General features: G+C 61.2%; 18 protein-coding genes and 1 tRNA gene. 12 read left to right on the plus strand and 7 right to left on the minus strand.

The window, feature by feature from the left end:
* Positions 1 to 236: 236 nt before the first annotated feature.
* The 4 genes from malQ (at position 237) to msrB (ending at position 7,297) form a co-directional block, all read left to right on the plus strand.
* Positions 237 to 2,426: a 4-alpha-glucanotransferase gene (gene malQ, locus PG888_RS18710; RefSeq protein ID WP_270694004.1), complete on the plus strand. Its 2,190-nt coding sequence runs from the start codon at positions 237 to 239 to the stop codon at positions 2,424 to 2,426.
* An 82-nt stretch (positions 2,427 to 2,508) separates the two neighbouring features.
* Positions 2,509 to 4,686 carry a 1,4-alpha-glucan branching protein GlgB gene (gene glgB, locus PG888_RS18715; protein WP_270694005.1) on the plus strand — a complete coding sequence of 726 codons (2,178 nt, stop codon included), beginning with the start codon at positions 2,509 to 2,511 and terminating at the stop codon, positions 4,684 to 4,686.
* Positions 4,686 to 6,842, plus strand: coding sequence for a glycogen debranching protein GlgX (glgX, locus tag PG888_RS18720; RefSeq protein ID WP_270694006.1), 2,157 nt, complete (start codon positions 4,686 to 4,688; stop codon positions 6,840 to 6,842). The genes glgB and glgX overlap by 1 nt, the downstream gene beginning before the upstream one ends.
* Positions 6,843 to 6,910: 68 nt before the next feature.
* On the plus strand, positions 6,911 to 7,297 hold the full coding sequence (gene msrB, locus PG888_RS18725; protein ID WP_058052553.1) for a peptide-methionine (R)-S-oxide reductase MsrB: 387 nt from the start codon (positions 6,911 to 6,913) through the stop codon (positions 7,295 to 7,297).
* A 74-nt stretch (positions 7,298 to 7,371) separates the two neighbouring features.
* Here msrB and chrA read toward each other — a convergent pair whose 3' ends face one another.
* Positions 7,372 to 8,532 carry a chromate efflux transporter gene (gene chrA / locus PG888_RS18730; RefSeq protein ID WP_270694007.1) on the minus strand — a complete coding sequence of 387 codons (1,161 nt, stop codon included), beginning with the start codon at positions 8,530 to 8,532 and terminating at the stop codon, positions 7,372 to 7,374.
* A 73-nt stretch (positions 8,533 to 8,605) separates the two neighbouring features.
* Positions 8,606 to 9,061, minus strand: a complete 456-nt coding sequence (locus PG888_RS18735) for a nucleotide triphosphate diphosphatase NUDT15 (RefSeq protein WP_058052555.1) — start codon at positions 9,059 to 9,061, stop codon at positions 8,606 to 8,608.
* A gap of 209 nt (positions 9,062 to 9,270) precedes the next feature.
* Here PG888_RS18735 and PG888_RS18740 point away from each other — a divergent pair, with 209 nt between their 5' ends.
* Both PG888_RS18740 and PG888_RS18745 read left to right on the plus strand, forming a co-directional pair.
* The gene (locus PG888_RS18740; protein WP_270694008.1) at positions 9,271 to 9,498 is read left to right on the plus strand and encodes a hypothetical protein; all 228 of its coding nucleotides are present in this window, start codon (positions 9,271 to 9,273) and stop codon (positions 9,496 to 9,498) included.
* Positions 9,499 to 9,658: 160 nt separating this feature from the next.
* The gene (locus PG888_RS18745) at positions 9,659 to 9,976 is read left to right on the plus strand and encodes a hypothetical protein (protein ID WP_042062015.1); all 318 of its coding nucleotides are present in this window, start codon (positions 9,659 to 9,661) and stop codon (positions 9,974 to 9,976) included.
* A 179-nt stretch (positions 9,977 to 10,155) separates the two neighbouring features.
* Here PG888_RS18745 and PG888_RS18750 read toward each other — a convergent pair whose 3' ends face one another.
* Both PG888_RS18750 and PG888_RS18755 read right to left on the minus strand, forming a co-directional pair.
* Positions 10,156 to 10,632: an Lrp/AsnC family transcriptional regulator gene (locus tag PG888_RS18750; RefSeq protein ID WP_005304871.1), complete on the minus strand. Its 477-nt coding sequence runs from the start codon at positions 10,630 to 10,632 to the stop codon at positions 10,156 to 10,158.
* Between the two features lie 311 nt (positions 10,633 to 10,943).
* A complete protein-coding gene (locus PG888_RS18755; RefSeq protein WP_270694009.1) occupies positions 10,944 to 11,567 on the minus strand; it encodes a helix-turn-helix transcriptional regulator in 624 nt (207 codons plus the stop codon).
* A gap of 106 nt (positions 11,568 to 11,673) precedes the next feature.
* Between PG888_RS18755 and PG888_RS18760 the strand changes: the two genes are divergently transcribed.
* Positions 11,674 to 12,903 carry an MFS transporter gene (locus tag PG888_RS18760; protein WP_270694010.1) on the plus strand — a complete coding sequence of 410 codons (1,230 nt, stop codon included), beginning with the start codon at positions 11,674 to 11,676 and terminating at the stop codon, positions 12,901 to 12,903.
* Positions 12,904 to 13,013: 110 nt separating this feature from the next.
* Entirely contained in the window at positions 13,014 to 13,832 is an 819-nt protein-coding gene (locus PG888_RS18765; RefSeq protein WP_163128947.1) for a Cof-type HAD-IIB family hydrolase, read from the plus strand.
* A gap of 48 nt (positions 13,833 to 13,880) precedes the next feature.
* On the opposite strand, the gene PG888_RS18770 is transcribed toward PG888_RS18765, so the two are convergent.
* Complete coding sequence (locus PG888_RS18770) at positions 13,881 to 14,444, minus strand: DUF2799 domain-containing protein (protein ID WP_182969768.1); 564 nt, start codon at positions 14,442 to 14,444, stop codon at positions 13,881 to 13,883.
* Between the two features lie 207 nt (positions 14,445 to 14,651).
* On the opposite strand from PG888_RS18770, the gene PG888_RS18775 reads away from it, so the two are divergent.
* A complete protein-coding gene (locus PG888_RS18775) occupies positions 14,652 to 15,491 on the plus strand; it encodes an isopenicillin N synthase family dioxygenase (protein WP_270694013.1) in 840 nt (279 codons plus the stop codon).
* 211 nt (positions 15,492 to 15,702) lie between these two features.
* The gene (locus PG888_RS18780) at positions 15,703 to 17,016 is read left to right on the plus strand and encodes a sodium-dependent transporter (protein ID WP_111807035.1); all 1,314 of its coding nucleotides are present in this window, start codon (positions 15,703 to 15,705) and stop codon (positions 17,014 to 17,016) included.
* Between the two features lie 3 nt (positions 17,017 to 17,019).
* On the opposite strand, the gene PG888_RS18785 is transcribed toward PG888_RS18780, so the two are convergent.
* The gene (locus PG888_RS18785) at positions 17,020 to 17,739 is read right to left on the minus strand and encodes a substrate-binding periplasmic protein (protein WP_111807033.1); all 720 of its coding nucleotides are present in this window, start codon (positions 17,737 to 17,739) and stop codon (positions 17,020 to 17,022) included.
* 428 nt (positions 17,740 to 18,167) lie between these two features.
* Between PG888_RS18785 and PG888_RS18790 the strand changes: the two genes are divergently transcribed.
* Positions 18,168 to 19,481 (plus strand): sodium-dependent transporter, encoded by a 1,314-nt coding sequence (locus PG888_RS18790; protein ID WP_042656374.1) that lies wholly within the window; start codon positions 18,168 to 18,170, stop codon positions 19,479 to 19,481.
* Between the two features lie 76 nt (positions 19,482 to 19,557).
* Positions 19,558 to 19,713, plus strand: a complete 156-nt coding sequence (locus PG888_RS18795; RefSeq protein ID WP_270694015.1) for a hypothetical protein — start codon at positions 19,558 to 19,560, stop codon at positions 19,711 to 19,713.
* 112 nt (positions 19,714 to 19,825) lie between these two features.
* On the opposite strand, the gene PG888_RS18800 is transcribed toward PG888_RS18795, so the two are convergent.
* A tRNA-Val gene (locus PG888_RS18800) sits at positions 19,826 to 19,901 on the minus strand.
* Between the last annotated feature and the right edge of the window lie 7 nt (positions 19,902 to 19,908).

Genomic DNA, 19,908 nt, shown 5'->3' on the forward strand with positions numbered 1-19,908 from the left:
GCTACACGCCGAAACAGCGCTTGGCACAGGCCGCATGACCTCTACTTTTGAGTGCTCCAAAAAATGGGGGGATTACCCAGATATCAACAATAGTGCCTACTCGGTCACACAACCGTGATGATAGATATGTAAAAATGTGCGCGGTTTAGCATGGCCAAAGAGCCACTGTTCAAGTACCACCCATAAAAATTAATCAAAATAGTATAGATAGAATCCACAGCGGGAATTCTCAAACTATGACCACCCTGATTGAACAGCTGGCTGCCGCAAAAGGTATCGCCAGCGAGTATGTCGATGCCTGGGGCCACCCGGCCCAGGTATCCGAAGAGAGCAAGGCCGCCATGCTGGGCGCCATGGGCTACCGCGTCGATGACGAGGCCGCTCTGGTGCAGCAGCTGGAAGAGGAGCATCGCCAGCACTGGCTGCGGGCGCTGGATCCTGTGATGGTGGTTCGCACCGGCGACGCCGTTACCCTTGAAGTTCGCCTCCCCATCGAATTCGTCAACGATGCCCTCACCTGGCAGCTCCAGCAGGAGCAGGGTGCTGTGCTGTCCGGTCAATTCACCCCCATCGAGGGTGAGCTGGTCGGCGTCGCCGAATTTGAAGAGATGGAGTGCCAGGCTTATCGCGTCACGCTGGAGATGGCCCCGGAGCTGGGTTATCACCAGCTGGTGCTGCTGGAAGAGGGCAATGACGAGCCGCTGGCCACCATGCGCCTGATCGTTGCGCCCAAGGCGTGCTACAAGCAGCCGCCGATTGCCGATGGCCGCAAGGTATGGGGCCCGAGCGTGCAGCTCTATTGCCTGCGCAGCCGCCACAACTGGGGCATCGGTGATTTCAGCGATCTGGGCCAGCTGGTCGAGAAAGCGGCCACCTGGGGTGCCCACTTCGTCGGCCTCAACCCCATTCACGCCCTCTATCCGGCCAATCCGGAGAGCGCCAGTCCCTACAGCCCCTCTTCCCGTCGCTGGCTCAACGTGGCCTACATCAATGTGGAAGCGGTGCCCGAATTCCAGCAGAACGATCGCCTGAAAGCGGAAGTGGCAAGCCCTGCCTTCCAGCAGCATCTGGCCGATCTGCGCGCCAAGGAGAACGTCGATTACACCGGCGTGATCCAGACCAAACTCGGCATGCTGCGTCAGGTGTTCGACGAAGCGAGCCTTGGCGCCGAGCGTCAGGCCGCCTTTGATGCCTTCGTGGCCGCCGGTGGCGACAGCCTGCAACAGCAAGCGGCCTTCGATGCCCTGCAAGCCCACTTCTATGCCAAGGGCGAAAACGCCTGGGGCTGGCCGGTATGGCCGCAGGAGCTGCGCGATTACCACAATCCTGCCGTTGCCGCCTGGATGGCCGAGCACCCGCAAGATGTCAACTTCTACCTCTATCTGCAATTCCTGGCTGACGAGCAGCTGGCGCAAGCCGATGCCCGCGCCAAGGCCTCCGGCATGGTGATGGGGATCTACCGGGATCTGGCGGTGGGTGTCTCCGAAGGCTCCACCGAGATCTGGGCCAACCAGGATCTCTACTGCCCGGAAGCCTCGGTCGGCGCGCCGCCCGATGTACTCGGCCCGCTCGGTCAGAACTGGGGCCTGCCCCCGATGAACCCGAACAAGCTGTTTGAAGCGGCCTACCAGCCGATGGTGGACTTGTTCCGTGCCAACATGCGCTCCTGCGGCGCACTGCGCATCGACCACGTGATGGCCTTGCTGCGCCTGTGGTGGGTACCGCCCGGAGAATCAGCCGCCAAGGGCGCCTACATCTACTATCCGGTCAACGATCTGCTGGGCATTCTGGCGCTCGAATCCCACCGCAACCAGTGCCTGCTGATCGGCGAAGATCTCGGTACCGTGCCGGAGGGGATCGACGTGACTCTGAAAGAGAACGGCGTTCACTCCTACAAGGTGTTCTTCTTCGAACGCTCCAAGGCCGATGGCGGCTTCATCTCCCCGGCTCACTACACCGAGCAGGCGATGTCAGCCCTGACCACCCACGACATGCCAACCCTGAAAGGGTTCTGGCACTGCGACGATCTGGCGCTGGGCCGTCAACTGGGTCTGTATCCAGATGAAGATGTCTTGAAGACCCTGTATGCTGATCGCCACCAGGCGAAACAGCGGATCCTCGACAGCTTGCATGCCCACAAGGTCATCTCTGACAACATCAGTCATGACGTGAACTGGGTCGGCATGAACACCGAACTCAATCACGGTTTGCAGATCCACATGTCCCGCGGCAGTTGCGCCCTGTTCAGCACCCAGCTGGAAGATTGGCTGGAGATGGACAAGCCGGTCAACGTACCGGGCACCAGTTACGAATACCCCAACTGGCGCCGCAAGCTCTCTGCCGATCTGGAAGATATTTTTGCCAATGAGGCACTCAAGGCGCTGGCCGGCAAGATGAGCCAGGCCCGTGATGAGGCCAGTCGTTGAGACGCTGTCTCTCACAGCACTCTCACCTAAATCCACTCCGGCCCCGGCCGGAGTGGATGCTCTGTCATGAAAGGAAATCTCGATGCTCGTTGAACGTTTGGTTGCTGCCCGCTGTTCCGATCCCTTCTCTCACTTAGGCCTGCAGGCCAATCCGGATGGGCCCGGCCTCAAACTGACCGCCTGGTTGCCTGATGCCCTCGAAGTTCGCGTCAAGGATCTCAAGTCGGGCAAGGTTGTTGCCACCCTGGCGCCCACCGATGAATCGGGTCTTTTTGAAACTGTTTTCACCCGCCGTAAAAACCCCTTCCCCTATCAGCTGCTCGCCAGCTACCAAGATGCTACCACCGAGGTCATCGACCCCTATCAGTTTCAGGATGCCGCCTGGGCTGGCCTGGCCGAACTGACCGCCCAGCCGGAAAATCTCTACCACACCCTTGGCGCCCAGCTGCGCACCGTGGAGCATCTCGGCCAGCAGGTAGAAGGGGTGCGTTTTGCGGTCTATGCGCCGAGCGCCACCGCCGTGAGCCTGATCGGCGATTTCAACTTCTGGGATGGCCGTCGCCACCCGATGCAGCGCAGTCTCTGCGGTCACTGGGTGCTGTTTATGCCGGGCCTCAAGGCGGGGGACCGCTACAAGTTTGAACTGAAAGATCCCGCAGGTCATCGTCTGCCCCACAAGAGCGATCCGGTCGGCTTCTACTGCGAGCAGTACCCGTCGTTCGCCTCCGTGGTATATGACCACGCCCAGTACCAGTGGCAGGATGCCGAGTGGATCGCCAGCCAGCACAACGACAAGCGCGAGCAGCCGCTCTCCATCTATGAACTGCACGTCGGCTCCTGGAAGCGTCACCCCAATGGCGACAGCCTGAGCTGGCGCGAGCTGGCGGTGGAGCTGGTGGCCTACGTCAAGGAGATGGCCTACACCCATATCGAGCTGCTGCCGGTCTCCGAGCACCCCTTTAGCGGTTCCTGGGGCTACCAGCCGGTGGGCATGTTCTCCCCCACCAGCCGCTACGGCACGGCTGATGATTTCAAATACTTCGTCGACCAGTGTCACCAGGCCGGCATCGGCATCATTCTGGACTGGGTGCCCGCCCACTTCCCGTCCGATGCTCACGGGCTGGCCCGTTTTGACGGCACCCCGCTCTACGAATATGAAGATCCGCGCCGTGGCTGGCACCCGGACTGGAACTCCTACATCTATGACTTCGGCCGCGACACCGTGCGCCAGTTCCTGGTGGCGAGCGCCCTGTTCTGGCTCGACAAGTTCCATATCGACGGCCTGCGGGTGGATGCGGTCGCCTCCATGCTCTATCTGGACTATTCGCGCAACGAGGGCGAGTGGGTACCGAACGTCGATGGCGGCAACCACAACTACGAGGCGATCAGCCTGCTCAAGTGGACCAACGAGGAGGTCTACGGCAAGTATCCCCACGCCATGACCATCGCCGAAGAGTCCACCGCCTTTGCCGGGGTCTCCCGTCCGACCTTCCTCGGCGGCCTCGGCTTTGGCTTCAAGTGGAATATGGGCTGGATGCACGACACCCTCACCTATATGCAGAAAGAGCCGATCCACCGTCGCTACCACCACAACGACATGACCTTCTCCATGGTGTATCACTATGACGAGAACTTCATCCTGTCGCTCTCTCACGACGAAGTGGTGCACGGCAAGCACTCCATGCTCTACAAGATGCCCGGTGACGAGTGGCAGCAAGCCGCCAACCTGCGCGCCTACATGGGCTTCATGTATGCCCACCCGGGCAAGAAGCTCAACTTCATGGGCACCGAGATCGCCCAGAGCAACGAGTGGAACCACGATGCCCAGCTGCCGTGGCATCTGCTGCAATATCCCAAGCATGCCGGTCAGCAGCGCCTGATCCACGATCTCAACCACCTCTACCGTCATGAGCCCGCCTTGTATCAGGCCGATTATGAGCAGATCGGCTTCCGCTGGCTGGATCACAACGATGCCGACAACAGCATCTTTGCCTGGCTGCGGGCCGACAAAGAGGGCAAGCAGGCCATAGTAGTAGCGTGCAACTTCACCCCAGTGCCCCGTCTCGAGTATCGGGTCGGCGTCCCTGCTGCGGGCCACTATCGGGTAGTGCTCAACACCGACAGCGAGTATTACTGGGGAAGCAACTATGATGTGGGTCTGGTGTTCGCTGCCGAGCCGACCCCCTGGCAGGGGATGGCGCACAGCATAGTGCTGGATCTGCCGCCGCTGGCGACCTTGTTCATCAAACAGGAGTCTTGATGCTTGTAATGGAAAAAGGGGTGGGCTACCCGCTGGGGGCCCGCCTTGACGAGAACGGTTGCCACTTCTGTGTCTGGGCCCCCCAGTCGGACAAGGTGGAGCTCTGCCTGTTCGATGAACAGGAGCAGGAGATAACCCGACTTGAGCTGCCCGGCCGCCGTGGCCAGTATCGCTTTGGCTACGTGCGCGGCATGCAGGCGGGTCAGCGTTACGGCTATCGGGTCTATGGCGCCCCGCAGGAGGGGATGCTGTTCGATCCGCAAAAACTGCTGATCGACCCCTACGCCAAGGCACTCAGCCGTCCCACCTACTGGGATGATGCCCTCTATCAGGGGGACAGTGCCGGGATGATTGCCAAGTCGGTGGTGGTGGATGACGGCTTTGACTGGCAAGGCATCGGCAAGCCCGGGATCAGCCCGGCCCGCACCATCCTCTACGAGACCCACGTCAAGGGCTTTACCAAGCAGCACCCGGGGATCCCCAAAGCGCTGCAGGGCACCTACCTTGGTATCAGCCACCCGCTGGTCATCGAGCACATCAAGAGTCTCGGCGTCACCTCGGTGCAGTTGATGCCGGTGGCAGCCTTCATGTCGGAACCGCGACTGGAACAGTTGGGACTGACCAACTACTGGGGCTACAACCCCATCGCCTTCTTCGCCCCGGAGCCTCGCTACAGCACCAAGCCGGATGAGGCGGTGACCGAGTTCAAGACCATGGTGCGCGAGCTGCACCGGGTAGGGCTCGAGGTGATTCTGGATGTGGTCTACAACCACACCGCCGCCTCGGGCTTCGACGGCCCCACCCTCTCGTTCAAGGGTTTTGACAACGCCGGTTACTACGCGTTCGAAGCGGGCCCTCACGGCCCGGACTACACCCGTCACGCCAACGTGACCGGCTGTGGCAACAGCGTCAATCTGGATCACCCCAACACACTGCGGCTGGTGCTCGATGCCCTGCGCTACTGGGTCACCGAGATGCAGGTGGATGGCTTCCGTTTCGATCTGGCGGTGACGCTGGCGCGGGAGGCCGGCGAGTTCGAGCCGATGGGTGCCTTCTTCAAGGCGGTGATGGCCGATCCTGTGCTGTCACAGGTCAAGCTCATCGCCGAACCCTGGGATATCGGCCCCTTTGGCTACCGGCTGGGTCAGTTCCCGAGCCAGTGGCAGGAGATCAACGACCGCTATCGCGACACGGTGCGCGCCTTCTGGCGTGGCGATGCGGGCAAGATGGGGGACTTTGCCACCCGTTTGGTCGGATCGCGGGATATCTTCCCGAAAAACTGGCGCTCGCCCCACACCAGCGTCAACTACCTCTGCTATCACGACGGTTTCACCCTGGAGGATCTGGTCTCCTACAACCAGCGCCACAACCAGGCCAACGGTGAAGACAATCGGGATGGCCACGGCAACAACCTCTCCTATAACCACGGGGTAGAGGGGCCGACTCTGGATCCGCGGGTCAACAGCCTGCGCCAGCAACAGAAGCGCAATCTGATTGCCACCCTGCTGCTGTCGCAAGGCACCCCCCACTTCCTCGCCGGCGACGAGATGGGTCGCAGCCAGCTAGGCAACAACAACGCCTACTGTCAGGACAACCAGATCAGCTGGGTCAACTGGCAGTGGCGGCCGGAGGACGAGCGGCTGTTCGCCTTCACCCAGCAGATGATGGCGCTGCGGGCGGAGTCGTGCGTCTTCTCCAACCTGCAACTGAGCGATGACAGCTGGAACGGTGCGACGCCCAACTGCCATCAGGTCAACTGGTATCACCCGGATGGCCACCAGCTCACCGATCAGGATTGGCACGCCCCCATGGGGCAGGCATTTGCCATGGATATCGGCATGATCAACTGTGTCGGCGAGCGCTGGTACGTGCTGTTCAATGCCAGCGACTACGACATCCAGTTCCGCCTGCCGCCGCCGGGGGAAGGGCTGGAGTGGATCCAGACCATCGACACCGCCACCAACGACGGCTTGCCGTTCCTGCCCGATGACATCAAACGGCAGGTGGCGGTCGGTCGCGCCCACTCCCTCAAGCTGCTGGAGCGGGTGGCGCTGGCCAGCACGGCGCAGGATGCCCAACCACCACAGCAGGCGCTTCTCCCTGCGTCCGGTGCGGACATGGCTGCCACCTCGATCACAAATGCGGGCAAACCATAACAGGCATACTGGAGTCAGCTTTGGGTAGCCGCTATGCTGGGCCCCGTGATTGATGGCAAGGAGTCGGTATGAGCAGTAACAACCCGGAACAGTGGCGCAGCAAGCTGAGCGCCGAGCAGTTTCACGTCTGCTGGGAGAAGGGCACCGAGCGACCCTACAGCGGTGCCCTGCTCCACAATCGCAAGAGCGGTGACTACCTCTGTGTCTGCTGCAAGAGCGTGCTGTTTCACTCAGGAGCCAAGTTTGATTCCGGCTGCGGCTGGCCTTCGTTCGACAAGGCCATCGAGGGGACGGTGAACTACACCGAAGACAGCAGCCACGGCATGAAGCGGGTGGAGATCACCTGCCGCCAGTGCGGCTCTCACCTCGGCCACGTCTTCCCGGACGGCCCGACCGAGACTGGCCAGCGCTACTGCGTCAACAGCCTGAGTCTGGATTTCGATCCCGACGCTTAAGCGGCTGACCCATCGCAATAAAAACGGCGCCTCCATTATGGAGGCGCCGTTTTTTTATCGTGCTTTCACCGGCGTCACGCCAGCAAGATGGTGGCCATCACCAGCAGGGCCGCGATGGCCGGCACCGGCAACTTCACCACCCGCAGCAGATAAAAGCCGATGGCCGCCAGCGCCAGATCGGTCGGTGCCAGCACCGCGCTCTGCCACACCGGCTGATAGAGCGCCGCCAGCAACAAGCCCACCACGGCGGCATTGATGCCAATGACGGCACCCGCCAGACGGGGTTGGGTCAGCCACTGTTGCCAGCAGGGACCGACCGCCCAGAGCAGCAGAAAGCCGGGCGCAAAGAGCGCCAGGGTCGCCGACAAGGCCCCGAGCAGCGGCATCTCGGGCAGCAGTTGGGCGCCGAGATAAGTGGCGAGGGTAAACATGGGGCCCGGCACCAGCTGCGCCAGACTGTAACCGGTCAGAAACTGCTGCTGGTTGAGGGTGTGGCCCACGCTCTCTTGCAGCAACGGCAGCACCACATGACCACCGCCAAACACCAGACTACCGGCGCGATAGAAGTCGGCAATCAGCTGGCCAAGCGTGCCGAGAGGGCCGCCGAGCAGCGGCAGGCCAATAAAGAGGGCGGCAAACAGCAGCAGGGTCGGCCAGTGAGGATGACGGGTAGTGGCTGAAGACGGCTCGGCGGTAGCGTGCAAACGACTCACCCCCTGCTGGTTTCGAGCGCAGATCAGCGCCGCTCCCGCCAGCATCAGCAGTTGGGTCAGCAAGCCGGGCTGCCACCAGAGCGCGGCCGCGGTCGCAACCATGATCCCTTGGGTCAGCGGCGTGGCGCAGAACTGGCGACTCATGGTGAGCACCGCATCGGCCACCACAATAAGCGCCAGCAGCTTGAGGCCGTGCAGGGCTGCATCGAGCCAGAGGTTGTTGCCCAGCAAGCCCACGCCGACGGCTGCCGCCAGCAGCAACAGGAAGGAGGGCAAGGTAAAGCCGATAAAGGCACAAAGCGCCCCGCCCAGACCGGCGCGATGGCGACCGATGGCAAAGCCGAGCTGGCTGGAGGCAGGCCCCGGCAGCAATTGGCACAGCGCCAGCAACCGGGCAAACTCGGCCTGCGTCAGCCAGCCGAGCCGCTCGACGAAAGTGCGCTGGAAAAAGCCGATATGGGCAGCCGGGCCGCCAAAACTGATGCATCCCAACCACAAAAACTGAATAAATACCTGTCCCACGCTCCTCTCCCTCATCCCTCTTCCCCCGATGGAGAGGAGATATTATGACAGCACGATGATCGTTTTATGACAGTCAGGCTGATTCGGCCGACACCATTGGCACCTCACTCGGCAAGTAGCAGCGCCCCGCCAACCAGCAGGCGATGGACTGGCGGCTGGCATCGAAGTGGGGCTCGGGCAGCGCGTGCGGGTCACACCAAAACCACCCTTCGCACTTCTCCGGCTCCAGCAGTTGCGGCTCACCCTCAGCCTGTGCCAGCAAGGTGACCGAGATATAGTGCAGTCCGCTCTCGCGCCAGGTCTCCAGATTATTGGTCACCGCCACCACCTCGGGCCCGTGGATCTGCAATCCCGTCTCCTCGGCTACCTCGCGGATCGCCGCCGACTCGAAGCTCTCCCCCACTTCAAGATGACCGCCCGGGATCGACCAGTAGGGGGCGTGGCTCCCCTTGCGTTTGCCAAGCAGCACCTGGCCCTGAGCATTGGTCAGGATGACGCCGACACCGACGCGGGGATAGAGAGTGGACATGAAAACGCTCCTTCAATGAGGCAGTAAAAACGGCCTCACCTTAGGCCGAAGGAGGGCGCAGGGCAAGCCCCGGCTGATCGGCTTCAACGCCCGCCAGTACCCCTTGCCCATTAACCGGTTATCACAGATGCTGGGGAGCGAAGCCCCAATGGCGAGGCCATCCCTATCCTCCCAACCCACCATCGCCCCGAGACCCCGAGGAGTCAGCCATGACAAAATTGCTACCCCTGTGCACCCTGCTGCTCACGGCTTGCCAAACCATTCCGCCGCCCGACTCGCTCACCATCGATGATGCCGACGCCTGGCAGGCCATATGCAAAGATGGCACCCGGGTTCGCGCCATTGTGGCAGAGGGGATCTGCCAGGATCATCGCGGGGTAGCCATGTGGACGAATAAGCCAAGAGCCGAACGGATGGCAGAAGAAGCCGCCAAATAGTGTGATCCAGACACCATAAAATGACACAACCGGCCAGTTGGCCGGATTTTTTCGCGATCTCGCCTGCACTTTGCCACCTTGTTCATGGTGCGCTCAGTTTTCTGTTCCCATACTGGCCCTACAGTTCCAACAGCACAGTTCCAAAAAGAGGAGAGACAAGATGCAGACATCACTCGTCGGGCTCTCCATTCTGTGGGGGCTAGCCAGTTTTGGTGTTCAGGGGGATTTCATCGAGAGCCGTGATTCCGTTGCGCCATCCTGGCAAGCCGAGTCCAGAGTGGAGATGGAAGGTTATCTGATTGAATCGCTGGGCGAAGATCGCTGGCTGTTCGACAACGGCAGCGAGAGCCTGCTGGTCTCCCTGCCTGAAGGGCAGTGGGTGCCGACCGGTGAGCGACTGCGGGTCAGCGGCGAACCGCAGCAAGAGCAGACCGGCTGGCTGCTGCAGGTGGAAGACATCAGCCAGGTCAGCGTCTGATTTCGGCGCCAGCTAACCAATACCGCATAACAGAAAGAGGAGGCCACCGGCCTCCTCTTTCTGTTTATATGGGCGTTTCTGTTTATATGGGCGTTTGGCTGTTTGCGCGAGCTCAAATCCGCAAAGAGAAGCGGCTGCCAGTCATATCCCAGACCGACCGCCATCCCGCGCAGGATGACTCACCCCAGATGGTTGAGCGGCAGCGCCGTCTTGTGCTTGATGCGGCGCAGCACGAAGCTGGAGCGCACCCCGGTCACCCCCGGAATATGGGTCAGCTTGTCCAGCAGGAAGTGCTGGTAGTGCTCCATGTCGCGTACCACCACCTTGAGCTGGTAATCGGCATCGTTGCCGGTGATGAGGTCACACTCCAGCACTTCCGGCAGCTCGCTGATGGCACGGTCGAAGTTTTCAAACCGCTCCGGCGTGTGTCGGTCCATGGAGATGTGAATGTAGGCGGTGAGAGTGAGACCAAGCTGGCGGGCGTTGAGCAGAGTAACGTGGGTGTCGATGAGACCGGCATCCTCCAGCGCCTTGACCCGGCGGGAGCAGGGGGACGGCGAGAGCCCTACCAGCTCGGCCAGCTCCAGATTGCTGATGCGACCATTTTCCTGCATCAGCTCGAGAATATGTCTGTCTATGCGATCAAGTTTCAGCATTTACCCTTCCTCGTTGCAATGACTAATCCACTTTTCCTAGATTAAGGGTGAACTATTGCAAAAACAACCGAAAAAAGTGGTTAGTTTGCAACCACTCACCGGTACGGGAGGGATACTATGGTTACATCTTCCGGTGGCAAAGCAGATACCTGACCGGGTCTCTGCGGTGAAGGACCTTACCGGGTCAAGAGCCCCATCAGCCGTCTTACCTTATCGGGAAACGACGGGCTGGAACGAGAGAACCCCCTCCCCGAAGGCAACAAAGCAGGCATCCCGGCGCCTGCTTTGTTGTTTTTGGGCGTTTGGCGCAATCAGAGCGCGGGCGGCGTGATGCGATAGAGGCAACGGTGCGCCCCCTCCAGCAGATACTGCTCCCGCTCCACCGTCGCCGGGGCCAGCAGCTGGCGAAACAGCGCCAGCTCGCTGCGACAGAAACCTCGGCAGGTACGCGCAGCGGCACAGATGGGGCAGTGACTCTCCCACAGCAGCCAGCTGCCATCCTCCTCGCGGCGGATCTCCGCCATATAGCCCTCGCGAGTGCGCAACTCCTTCAGGAGTGCCAACCGACCAGAGAGGCCATGCGACCCCAGCACCTCCTGATAGCGAGCCAGCATCTGCTGCTCCCGCTGCAGGATCAGCCGCTCCATCCCCTCCTCGCCAAACAGCTCGCGCACATTGTCGATCAGTTGCACGGTCAGATCGCTATGGCTATCGGGGAAGCGCTGCCAGGCCTGCTCGGTGAGCTGCCACAGCCGCACGGGACGACCGCGCCCGCGCGCCTCGTCGCTGAAGGTGACCCAGCCCTCCTGCTCCAGTGCGAGCAGGTGCTGGCGGGCGCCCATGGAGGTCATCTGCAACTGCTCCCCCAGCGCGGCGGCGCTCTGCGGGCCATGACTCTTGAGCAGAAACAGGATCTTGTCGGTGCTTGCGTTCATGATCTCATTATGAGGATCACCCTTTATTAAATCAACAATTCACTTTACTTAATCCCGTCTATGAACCAGCATAAATAAACCAATAACTTTACTTAATGGGTGCAACATGGAGAAACACGGGCACAAAAACCCCCTCTGGGTGCTGGTCATGACAGTTACGCTGGCCGTCGCAGGCTTTAGCCTCCCCTCCCCGGTGTTGGCTCCTTTGCTGCTGGATCCGGCCCACGGCATGCTGACGCCGGAAGCCTCCGACTGGAGCCGCAAGGTGTGGCTGGGGGTCATCATGGGGCTCTATCCGCTGTTTCAGCTGGTGGGAAGCCCATGGCTCGGTCGCCTTTCCGATCGCTACGGCCGCAAGCCACTGCTGTTGCTCTCGCTGGCGGGGGTGCTGGCAGGCTATGCCCTGATGGCACTCGGTATCGCCTGGCGATCCCTCCCCCTGTTGCTGCTCAGCCGGATGGTGGAGGGGTTGTGCAACGGCAACATCGCCATCGTGCAGGCGATGGCGGCGGATCTCGCCGGCAAGGAGCACAAGGCCCGCAGCTTCGCCTGGATCAACATCGGCATGAACCAGGGCTGGGTAGTGGGGCCGATGATCGGAGGCTACGCCGCAGTGATCTCGGGGGATTACAGTCTGGCCGCCTGGCTGGCGGTAGGAATGACCCTGCTCAACCTGCTGCTGGTGTACTGGTTGGTCCCCCATCGCCCGCCTGTGGCCTCCACCAGCCAGGCAGCGACCCTCTCCAGCCGCCAGCTGTTGCTGCAACCGGCCCTGCTCCCCTACTTCGCGCTCACCCTGATCAGCTATGGCGCCGTGCAGCTCTATTTTACCTACTTCAATATCTGGCTGGTGGAGCGGCTGGCCTGGGATCCGGCCCAGCTGGCGCAGGCGGCGGTGCTGGTGAGCCTGCCCATGATGGCGGGCTCCTGGCTCGGATCCCGCATCGCCCATCACTGGCGCGGCAGCTCCCTCGGCATCATCGGCCATCTGGTGATGGCGACCGGTATGCTGCTCTTTATCCTGCCCGTTCACTGGTGGGGACTGGCGCTCACCTTCGTTCCGGCTGGCATCGGCATGAGTCTGGGGGAGCTGGCCACCTCGGTGGCGATCTCCAACCGCAGTCACCCCGAGCAGCAGGGACAGGCGATGGGGCTTTACCGCGCTCTCGCGGTGGGCAGCGAGATCCTGGCGGTGCTGTTCGGCAGTCTGGTGCTGATGGTCGGTACCGAGTGGCCCTTCTATCTCGCCACCCTCTGCTCCCTTGCCAGCGCCGCCGGTTTCTATCTGCTGCGCCGCCGTGCCGACCGCCGCCAGCTGCTGGCCAGTGGCGTCTGAGCCACGAAGGGATCACAGTTCGGCGCTCCGGCCGCGGGCAAGACTTGCATCGGGGCGCCGGGTCTGGGACGGTAAAGCTCTTTGCGGATTTGTTCGATGCTGGAGGAGCTATGAGTGAGTACAAGGCCATCGCGCTCGATATGGATGGCACCCTGCTGACCCGGGATCACAAGATCTCGTCGGCCACCCGGGCGGCACTGGCGCAGGCCCGCGCCCACGGCATCAAGGTGCTGCTGGTCACGGGGCGCCACTACATGACGGCGCGCCCCTTCCACCACGAGCTGGCGCTCGATACCCCTCTCATCTGCAGCAACGGCGCCTATCTCTATGATCCGGTGCAGAACCGGATCCTCAGCGGCGACCCGCTGGCGGTTGCCCCGCTCGCCGAGCTGCTGGACGCGGTCGAGGCGCAGCAGATGGGGGCCCTGTTTCACCTGAGCGAGGGGATCGGCTACATCGGCTGCGAGGAGCATGTCACCCGCATCCGTAGCTGGTCGGCCAATCAACCAGCGCACCTCAAAATTGCCATCCACCCGGTCGAGGAGCTGGCTGGCTGGCTCGACAACCCGGTCTGGAAGCTGGAGCTGTTCAATCAGGATCCGGCTCGCCTGCACGCCTTTATGGGCGAGGTGGTAGAGCAGATGCCCTTTACCCGTGACTGGGCGGCCCCCTATGCGGTGGAGCTGGTGCAGCCGGGTTGCAGCAAGGGCAACCGGCTGGCCCAGTGGGCGGCCAGTGAAGGGATTGCGATGGAGCAGGTAGTGGCATTTGGTGACAACAACAACGACATCAGCATGTTCGAACAGGTGGGGCTGGCGGTCGCCATGGGCAATGCGGCCCCGCAGATCCAGAGTCATGCCGACCAGGTCACCGCCGACCACAACGAAGATGGCATCGCACTGGCATTGCAGCGCTGGGTTCTGCCCTGATCTGACAAGATGCAACATGGCCAGCACGCTGGCTGGCCATGGAGGGACTTAACCGCCGAAGGAGAACTGGATCACCCGATCCGGGTAACGCAGACGGTTGTATTCGTAGCGCAGGGATTCGTAGTGGCGAATGGCGCGGTTGCGCTTGGACCGATAATAGTCGCGCTGTTCCGTGTTGGTTTCGCTGCGGATGCTGCGCTCCAGTGCATCGATATCCCGCTCGGTACGCTCCAGCTCGTCGCTGATCTCCTGCAAGCGGGCGGCCAGCTTGTACTCTTCATAGCCGCGCTGATACTGCTTGAGGAAGCTGGCATCGTTGGGGCACACCCCGCGGTACTCCTGCCCCTCCTTGCCCTTGCTGTAGGCCAGCTCGGGAATGCAGTAAAGCTCCAGCCCCTTGTCGTAGCCCCGTTTCCACTCGGCCTCATCCACTCTGAGACCATACTCGCTGCAAGACGAAACGTAATCGCGGGTCGCCTGACGGGTTTTGCCCTCCGATCCATCCTGATAACCCAGGTTGTACCAGCTCATGGTGCGGCACTCGTCTTCTGACAGGGAGCTACATCCCGCCAGCAATACCGGCAGGGTCAGCAACAGGATTTTGGGGGACATGAACAGACTCCAGAAAAGACAGTGACCAGCATTCTAGAGAGGATAAAAGGCCATAACAAGGGATGTGCGCCCGCGCGGATTGGCGCTGTTTTTTTGATGTTTTTGTCACTATTTGAGGCTGTGCCAGACGGGGCAGCCAACCCGCTTTCCTTGTTATCAGGCGCAAGGTAAACTGCGCCATCTTTTAACTGGCGCGCAACAAAAACAATGAAAGTCCTGACCGTCGATTACCGCTCACCCGATGCGGCCCAACGCTTCACCGAATCCCTGCGAACCACAGGCTTTGGCGTGTTGACCAACCACCCCATTCCGAAAGAGCTGGTGCAGTCCATCTACGACAACTGGTATCGCTTCTTCATGAGTGAGCAGAAGCAGGATTTCCTGTTCAACCGCGAGACTCAGGATGGCTACTTCCCGCCGTCGGTCTCCGAAGTGGCCAAGGGTCATAGCCAGAAAGACCTCAAGGAGTACTTCCACCTCTACCCCTGGGGCCAGATGCCACAAGAGCTGAAAGAGCAGGCGATGGAGTACTACCGCCTCGCCAACGGTCTGGCCGCCGAGCTGCTGGGCTGGGTCGAGCAGTACACCCCGGCCGATATCGCCGCTCACTATAGCTGCCCCCTCTCCTCGATGATCGAAGAGAGCCAGAAGACCCTGCTGCGGGTGCTGCACTATCCGCCGTTCGATGGCACCGAGGAGCCGGGCGCCATCCGCGCCGCCGCCCACGAAGATATCAACCTGCTCACCATTCTGCCCGCCGCCAACGAGCCGGGGCTGCAGGTGAAGGGCTCCGATGGCGAGTGGATGGATGTGCCGTGCGACTTTGGCACCCTCATCATCAACATCGGCGACATGCTGCAGGAGGCCTCTCGCGGCTACTACCCCTCCACCACCCACCGCGTCATCAACCCGACCGGAGGCAGTGCCGCCAAGTCGCGCATCTCGCTGCCGCTGTTCCTCCATCCGCGCTCGGATGTGGTGCTCTCCGAGCGCCATACCGCCCACAGCTATCTGATGGAGCGGCTGCGGGAGCTGGGGGTGATTTAGCCAGCAGACGAGCAGTTGTCAGAGGCCAAACCGGAGCAATAGTGCTCCGGTTTTTATTTGGTGGCAGGATTGGGCAAAAAACAGAATCAAATTAGCCAATCATGCCAATAAATCGCATTTTTGCCTGATAACAGTCGTAGTGATTGCGCAGCGACCTCCGTAACATGAGCGCCATTCTGCCCCCGACAAGGGGCGCTCGATTGGAGTTCTTATGAAGCAGTCCCAATGGTCATCCCGACTCGGCTACATCCTCGCCGCAGCGGGTTCCGCAGTCGGTATCGGCGCAATCTGGAAATTCCCCTACGTCACCGCCGTCAACGGCGGCGGCGCCTTCCTGCTGGTGTTTCTGCTGTTCAGCTTCACGCTGGGGGTGGCGGTACTGATGGGGGAGACCCTGCTCGGCAGCATGAGCCGCCGCGGGGTAGTGGGCGCCTTCTCCGAACTGCTCGGCAAACAGTGGCGCTGGGTTGGGGTAATGGGGGTGATCTCTACCCTGCTCATCTACTGCTTCTACAGCGTGGTGGGCGGCTGGACCCTGGGCTACACCGGCATGGCCATCTCCGGCGATCTCAACCATGGTGATGCGGCGGCCCTCACCGCCCGCTTCAATGACTATGTCAGCGGGGATGTCTGGCCCATCCTCACCCACCTGCTGTTTGCCGCCCTCACCTGGATGGTGGTGCAAGGGGGCATTCAAAAAGGGGTGGAGCGCACCTTGCGCTGGATGATGCCGGCCCTGTTCCTGATGATCCTGATGCTGGTCGCCTTTGGCCTTACCCTGCCCAATGCGATGGAGGGGGTGCGTCACTTCCTGATGCCCGATTTCAGCAAGCTGGGGATGTCCGGCGTGCTCGACGCCATGGGGCTGGCCTTCTTCTCGCTCTCCATCGGTCTTGGCATTCACACCACCTACGGTGCCTATCTGCCGACCAGCGAAGGGGTCGGTCGCTCCAGCCTCTGGGTGGTGCTGCTGGCCAGCATGGTGGCGGTACTGGCGGGTCTGATGATCTTCCCGGTACTGGCCTCGACCGGTATCGACCCGGCCGCCGGACCCGGCCTCACCTTTATGACCATGCCAGCGGTGTTCCAGCTGTTGCCGTTCGGTCAGGTACTTGAGGTGATCTTCTTCGCCCTGCTGGTGTTTGCGGCGCTCTCTTCGGCCATCTCGCTGCTGGAGCATTTGCAGTGCTTCCTGTGCGAAACCTGGGGCTGGTCACGCCGAACGGCCTGCAGCGCCATCACGGCGGTGGTGATGCTCAACGGTATTCCGGTCAGCCTGTCGTTTGGCCCGCTGCAACACGCCACCCTGTTTGGCAAAACCATCTTCGAGCTGCTGGACTTTGTCACATCCAACCTGATGATGCCGCTGTTCGGCCTGATGGTGACGTTGTTGCTGGGCTGGAAGCTGGGACGCAAGGCATTGCCGCACGGGCTGTCGGCCCACTGGAATCACCTGCTGATGAACTGCTGGCGCTGGGTTGCCCCCTTGCTGATCGGCGGGATCCTGGTGCGCGGTCTGGTGTGACGGTTACTCTTCGCGGGCGGGCCCACCGGCCCGCCCCTGTGCCGCTCTGACGGCATCCAGGGCATGCTGCCAGCGGGTGATCTCGGCATCATCCGTCCCCCTGGAGAAGACGATATAGAGACCGGCCTGATGAAGCAGCACGCCACTGCTGGCCACGCTGCGACGGGATAGCCCCATCTTGTCGAGGGTGGCATCCATCACCAGCTCCGCCATCGGCAAGGCATCGATCTTGCCCAGCATCAGCCGATCTATCGCCTCGGCGGCCGTCTGGTAGTGCACCAGATTGGTATACCCTTCGTGGGTCAACCGCACATCATCGGCATTGCCCAATACCACGCCCACTCTGGGCAGATCCCGCAGTTGGGCCAGCGAAGTCAGCGGGTGGCGACTCCCGGGCACCTGATAGATAAACACCCGATTGATAAAGAGTGGCCCCACCCATTTGAAATGGGACTCCCGCTCCGGGAGTCGCTGAACCACGAACAGGCCATAGCCGGGCTCGACCCGCGCCAGCGCCAGCGCCCGCTTGAGCGGGTAAATTCGCACCGGATAGCGGGTGCCAAGCTCCTGCTGCACCTCATCGATCAGGCGGATGGCAAATCCGTCGAGCTTGCCGTCGCGGTATTCGGTAAAGGGGGGTAAATCGTGGCTGAGCAGCGTGAGCCCGGGCTGTGCCGACACACTCAGGCAGGCCAGCAACCAGGGCAACACCATCCATCTCATACGACATCCTGTCATATTTTTTATCCCGTCAGCGCCATGTGGTGGCCACTAGTTCCATAAGAAGCTTTGACGATTATCGCCCAGTAAATAGCCACTGGGTAGAAAAGATGCAGCCCGGCGAGAGGCTTGTCCATCGAGTGGTACGCAGTGGAAGTGTGGTGATAGCTGCCCACATAAAAATTTTTTATTTTATGTGTCAATTATTCTTTCCATGGTTTAGGCTGTTCCCTCACTCGTTTTCAGGCTGTCACCCCATGTCTTCCATCCTCGTGCTGTTTGGTCGATTTTTTAGCTCGCAAGAGAGGTGACCCTGCACGCACAGTTTTCTGAATGTTCATTGCAAAGGTCGCCTCGGGCGGCCTTTTTGTTGTCTGTCGTTTATTGCTACTCAGGAGTATTGCTTCGATGTCGTGTTACCCGGAGGTTGTATGAGCCAGGTTCAGTGGTCTTCCCGTCTTGGTCATGTGCTGGCCGCAGCAGGCACCGCGATTGGCCTTGGTGCCATCTGGAAGTTTCCCTATGTGACCGCCACCAATGGCGGTGGCGCCTTCCTGCTGGTGTTTCTGCTGTTCAGTTTCACCCTGGGGGTAGCGGTGCAGGTCGGGGAGACCCTGCTCGGCAGCCATAGCCAGCGCGGGGTGCTCGGTGCCTTCCGCAAGCTGGTGGGGCCGAACTGGCGCTGGATGGGGTATATGGGGATCCTCTGCGGCTTCTTTATCTACAGCTTCTACAGCGTGGTCGGTGGCTGGACCGTGGGCTACGCCGCGCTGGCGATGGCAGGCAAGCTCAACCTGAGCGAGGGAAGTGCGCTGACCGCCCTGTTCAACGGCTATGTCAGCAACCCCTGGTGGCCGGTGCTGACCCATCTGATCTTCGCAGGTCTCACCTGGTGGTTCGTGCAGGGGGGCATTCAGAAGGGGGTGGAGCGGGCGCTGCGCTGGATGATGCCCGCGCTGTTTATCATGATGCTGCTGCTGGTGGGGGTTGGCCTCTCCATGCCGGGCTCCATGGCGGGCGTGCGCCAGCTGCTGCTGCCAGACTTCTCCATGCTGACCGGCCAGAGCGTGCTGGACGCGCTGGGGCTGGCCTTCTTCTCCCTCTCCATCGGGCTCGGGGTACACACTACCTATGGCGCCTACCTGCCCAATAGCGAAGGGGTAGTACGCTCCGGGGTCTGGGTGGTCACCCTAGCGAGTATCATCTCGGTGCTGGCGGGCTTGATGATCTTCCCCGCGCTGGCCTCTACCGGCATCGATCCCACTGCCGGCCCAGGTCTCACCTTTATGACCATGCCCGCCGTGTTCAGCCATCTGCCGTTCGGTCAGGGGCTGGGGGTGGTCTTCTTCCTGCTGCTGCTGGTCGCCGCCCTCTCCTCCTCCATCTCCATGCTGGAGCATCTGGTGCGCTTCACCACCGAGGAGTGGGGCTGGTCGCGTCGTGGCGCCTGCCGGGTACTGACCCTGCTCATCATGGCCTCCGGCATTCCGGTGAGCCTGTCGTTCGGTCCATGGAGCGATCTGACCCTGTTTGGCAAAACCATCTTCGAGCTGCTCGACTACCTCACCTCCAACCTGATGATGCCGCTGTTTGGGCTGGTGCTGACCCTGCTGCTGGGCTGGCGACTGGGTGATGCCATATTGCCTGCGGGCCTGTCACCCGCCCTGCGTCTGGCACTGCTCTGGTGCTGGCGCGTGGTGGCGCCGCTGCTGATCAGCGGGATCCTGATCCGCGGGATCATGTAACGATTTACGCACCCTTGCGGGCAGGCCTTGGCCTGCCCTTTTTATTGCTGGGGTTTGCTTTATGGCTGGCATTCACATGAGCAGCATCACGATGGACATGAGTGCAGTCGGGCAATCTCGGCAGAGCAGAGTAGAGGAGGTGCGATGTGGCGATGTGGCGGTGTGGCGGTGTGGCGGTGTGGCGGTGTGGCACGATAAAAGCTGGCGTTCGGCTCGTCACGACAGCAACTGAAGATGTTGAAGTACTGAATTGCGGGCAAAAAAAAATCCCCACCTGAGTGGGGATTTTTCTCTGAAACATTGCTACAGATTTCAGCTTTTTCTTACGCTTTTCACTACAAATATGGTGGTCGTTACTGGGATCGAACCAGTGACCCCCTCCTTGTAAGGGAGGTGCTCTCCCAGCTGAGCTAAACGACCTGGGATT

Origin of the sequence: Aeromonas sp. QDB23 (assembly GCF_027707745.1) — a bacterium.
GTDB lineage: Bacteria > Pseudomonadota > Gammaproteobacteria > Enterobacterales > Aeromonadaceae > Aeromonas > Aeromonas allosaccharophila.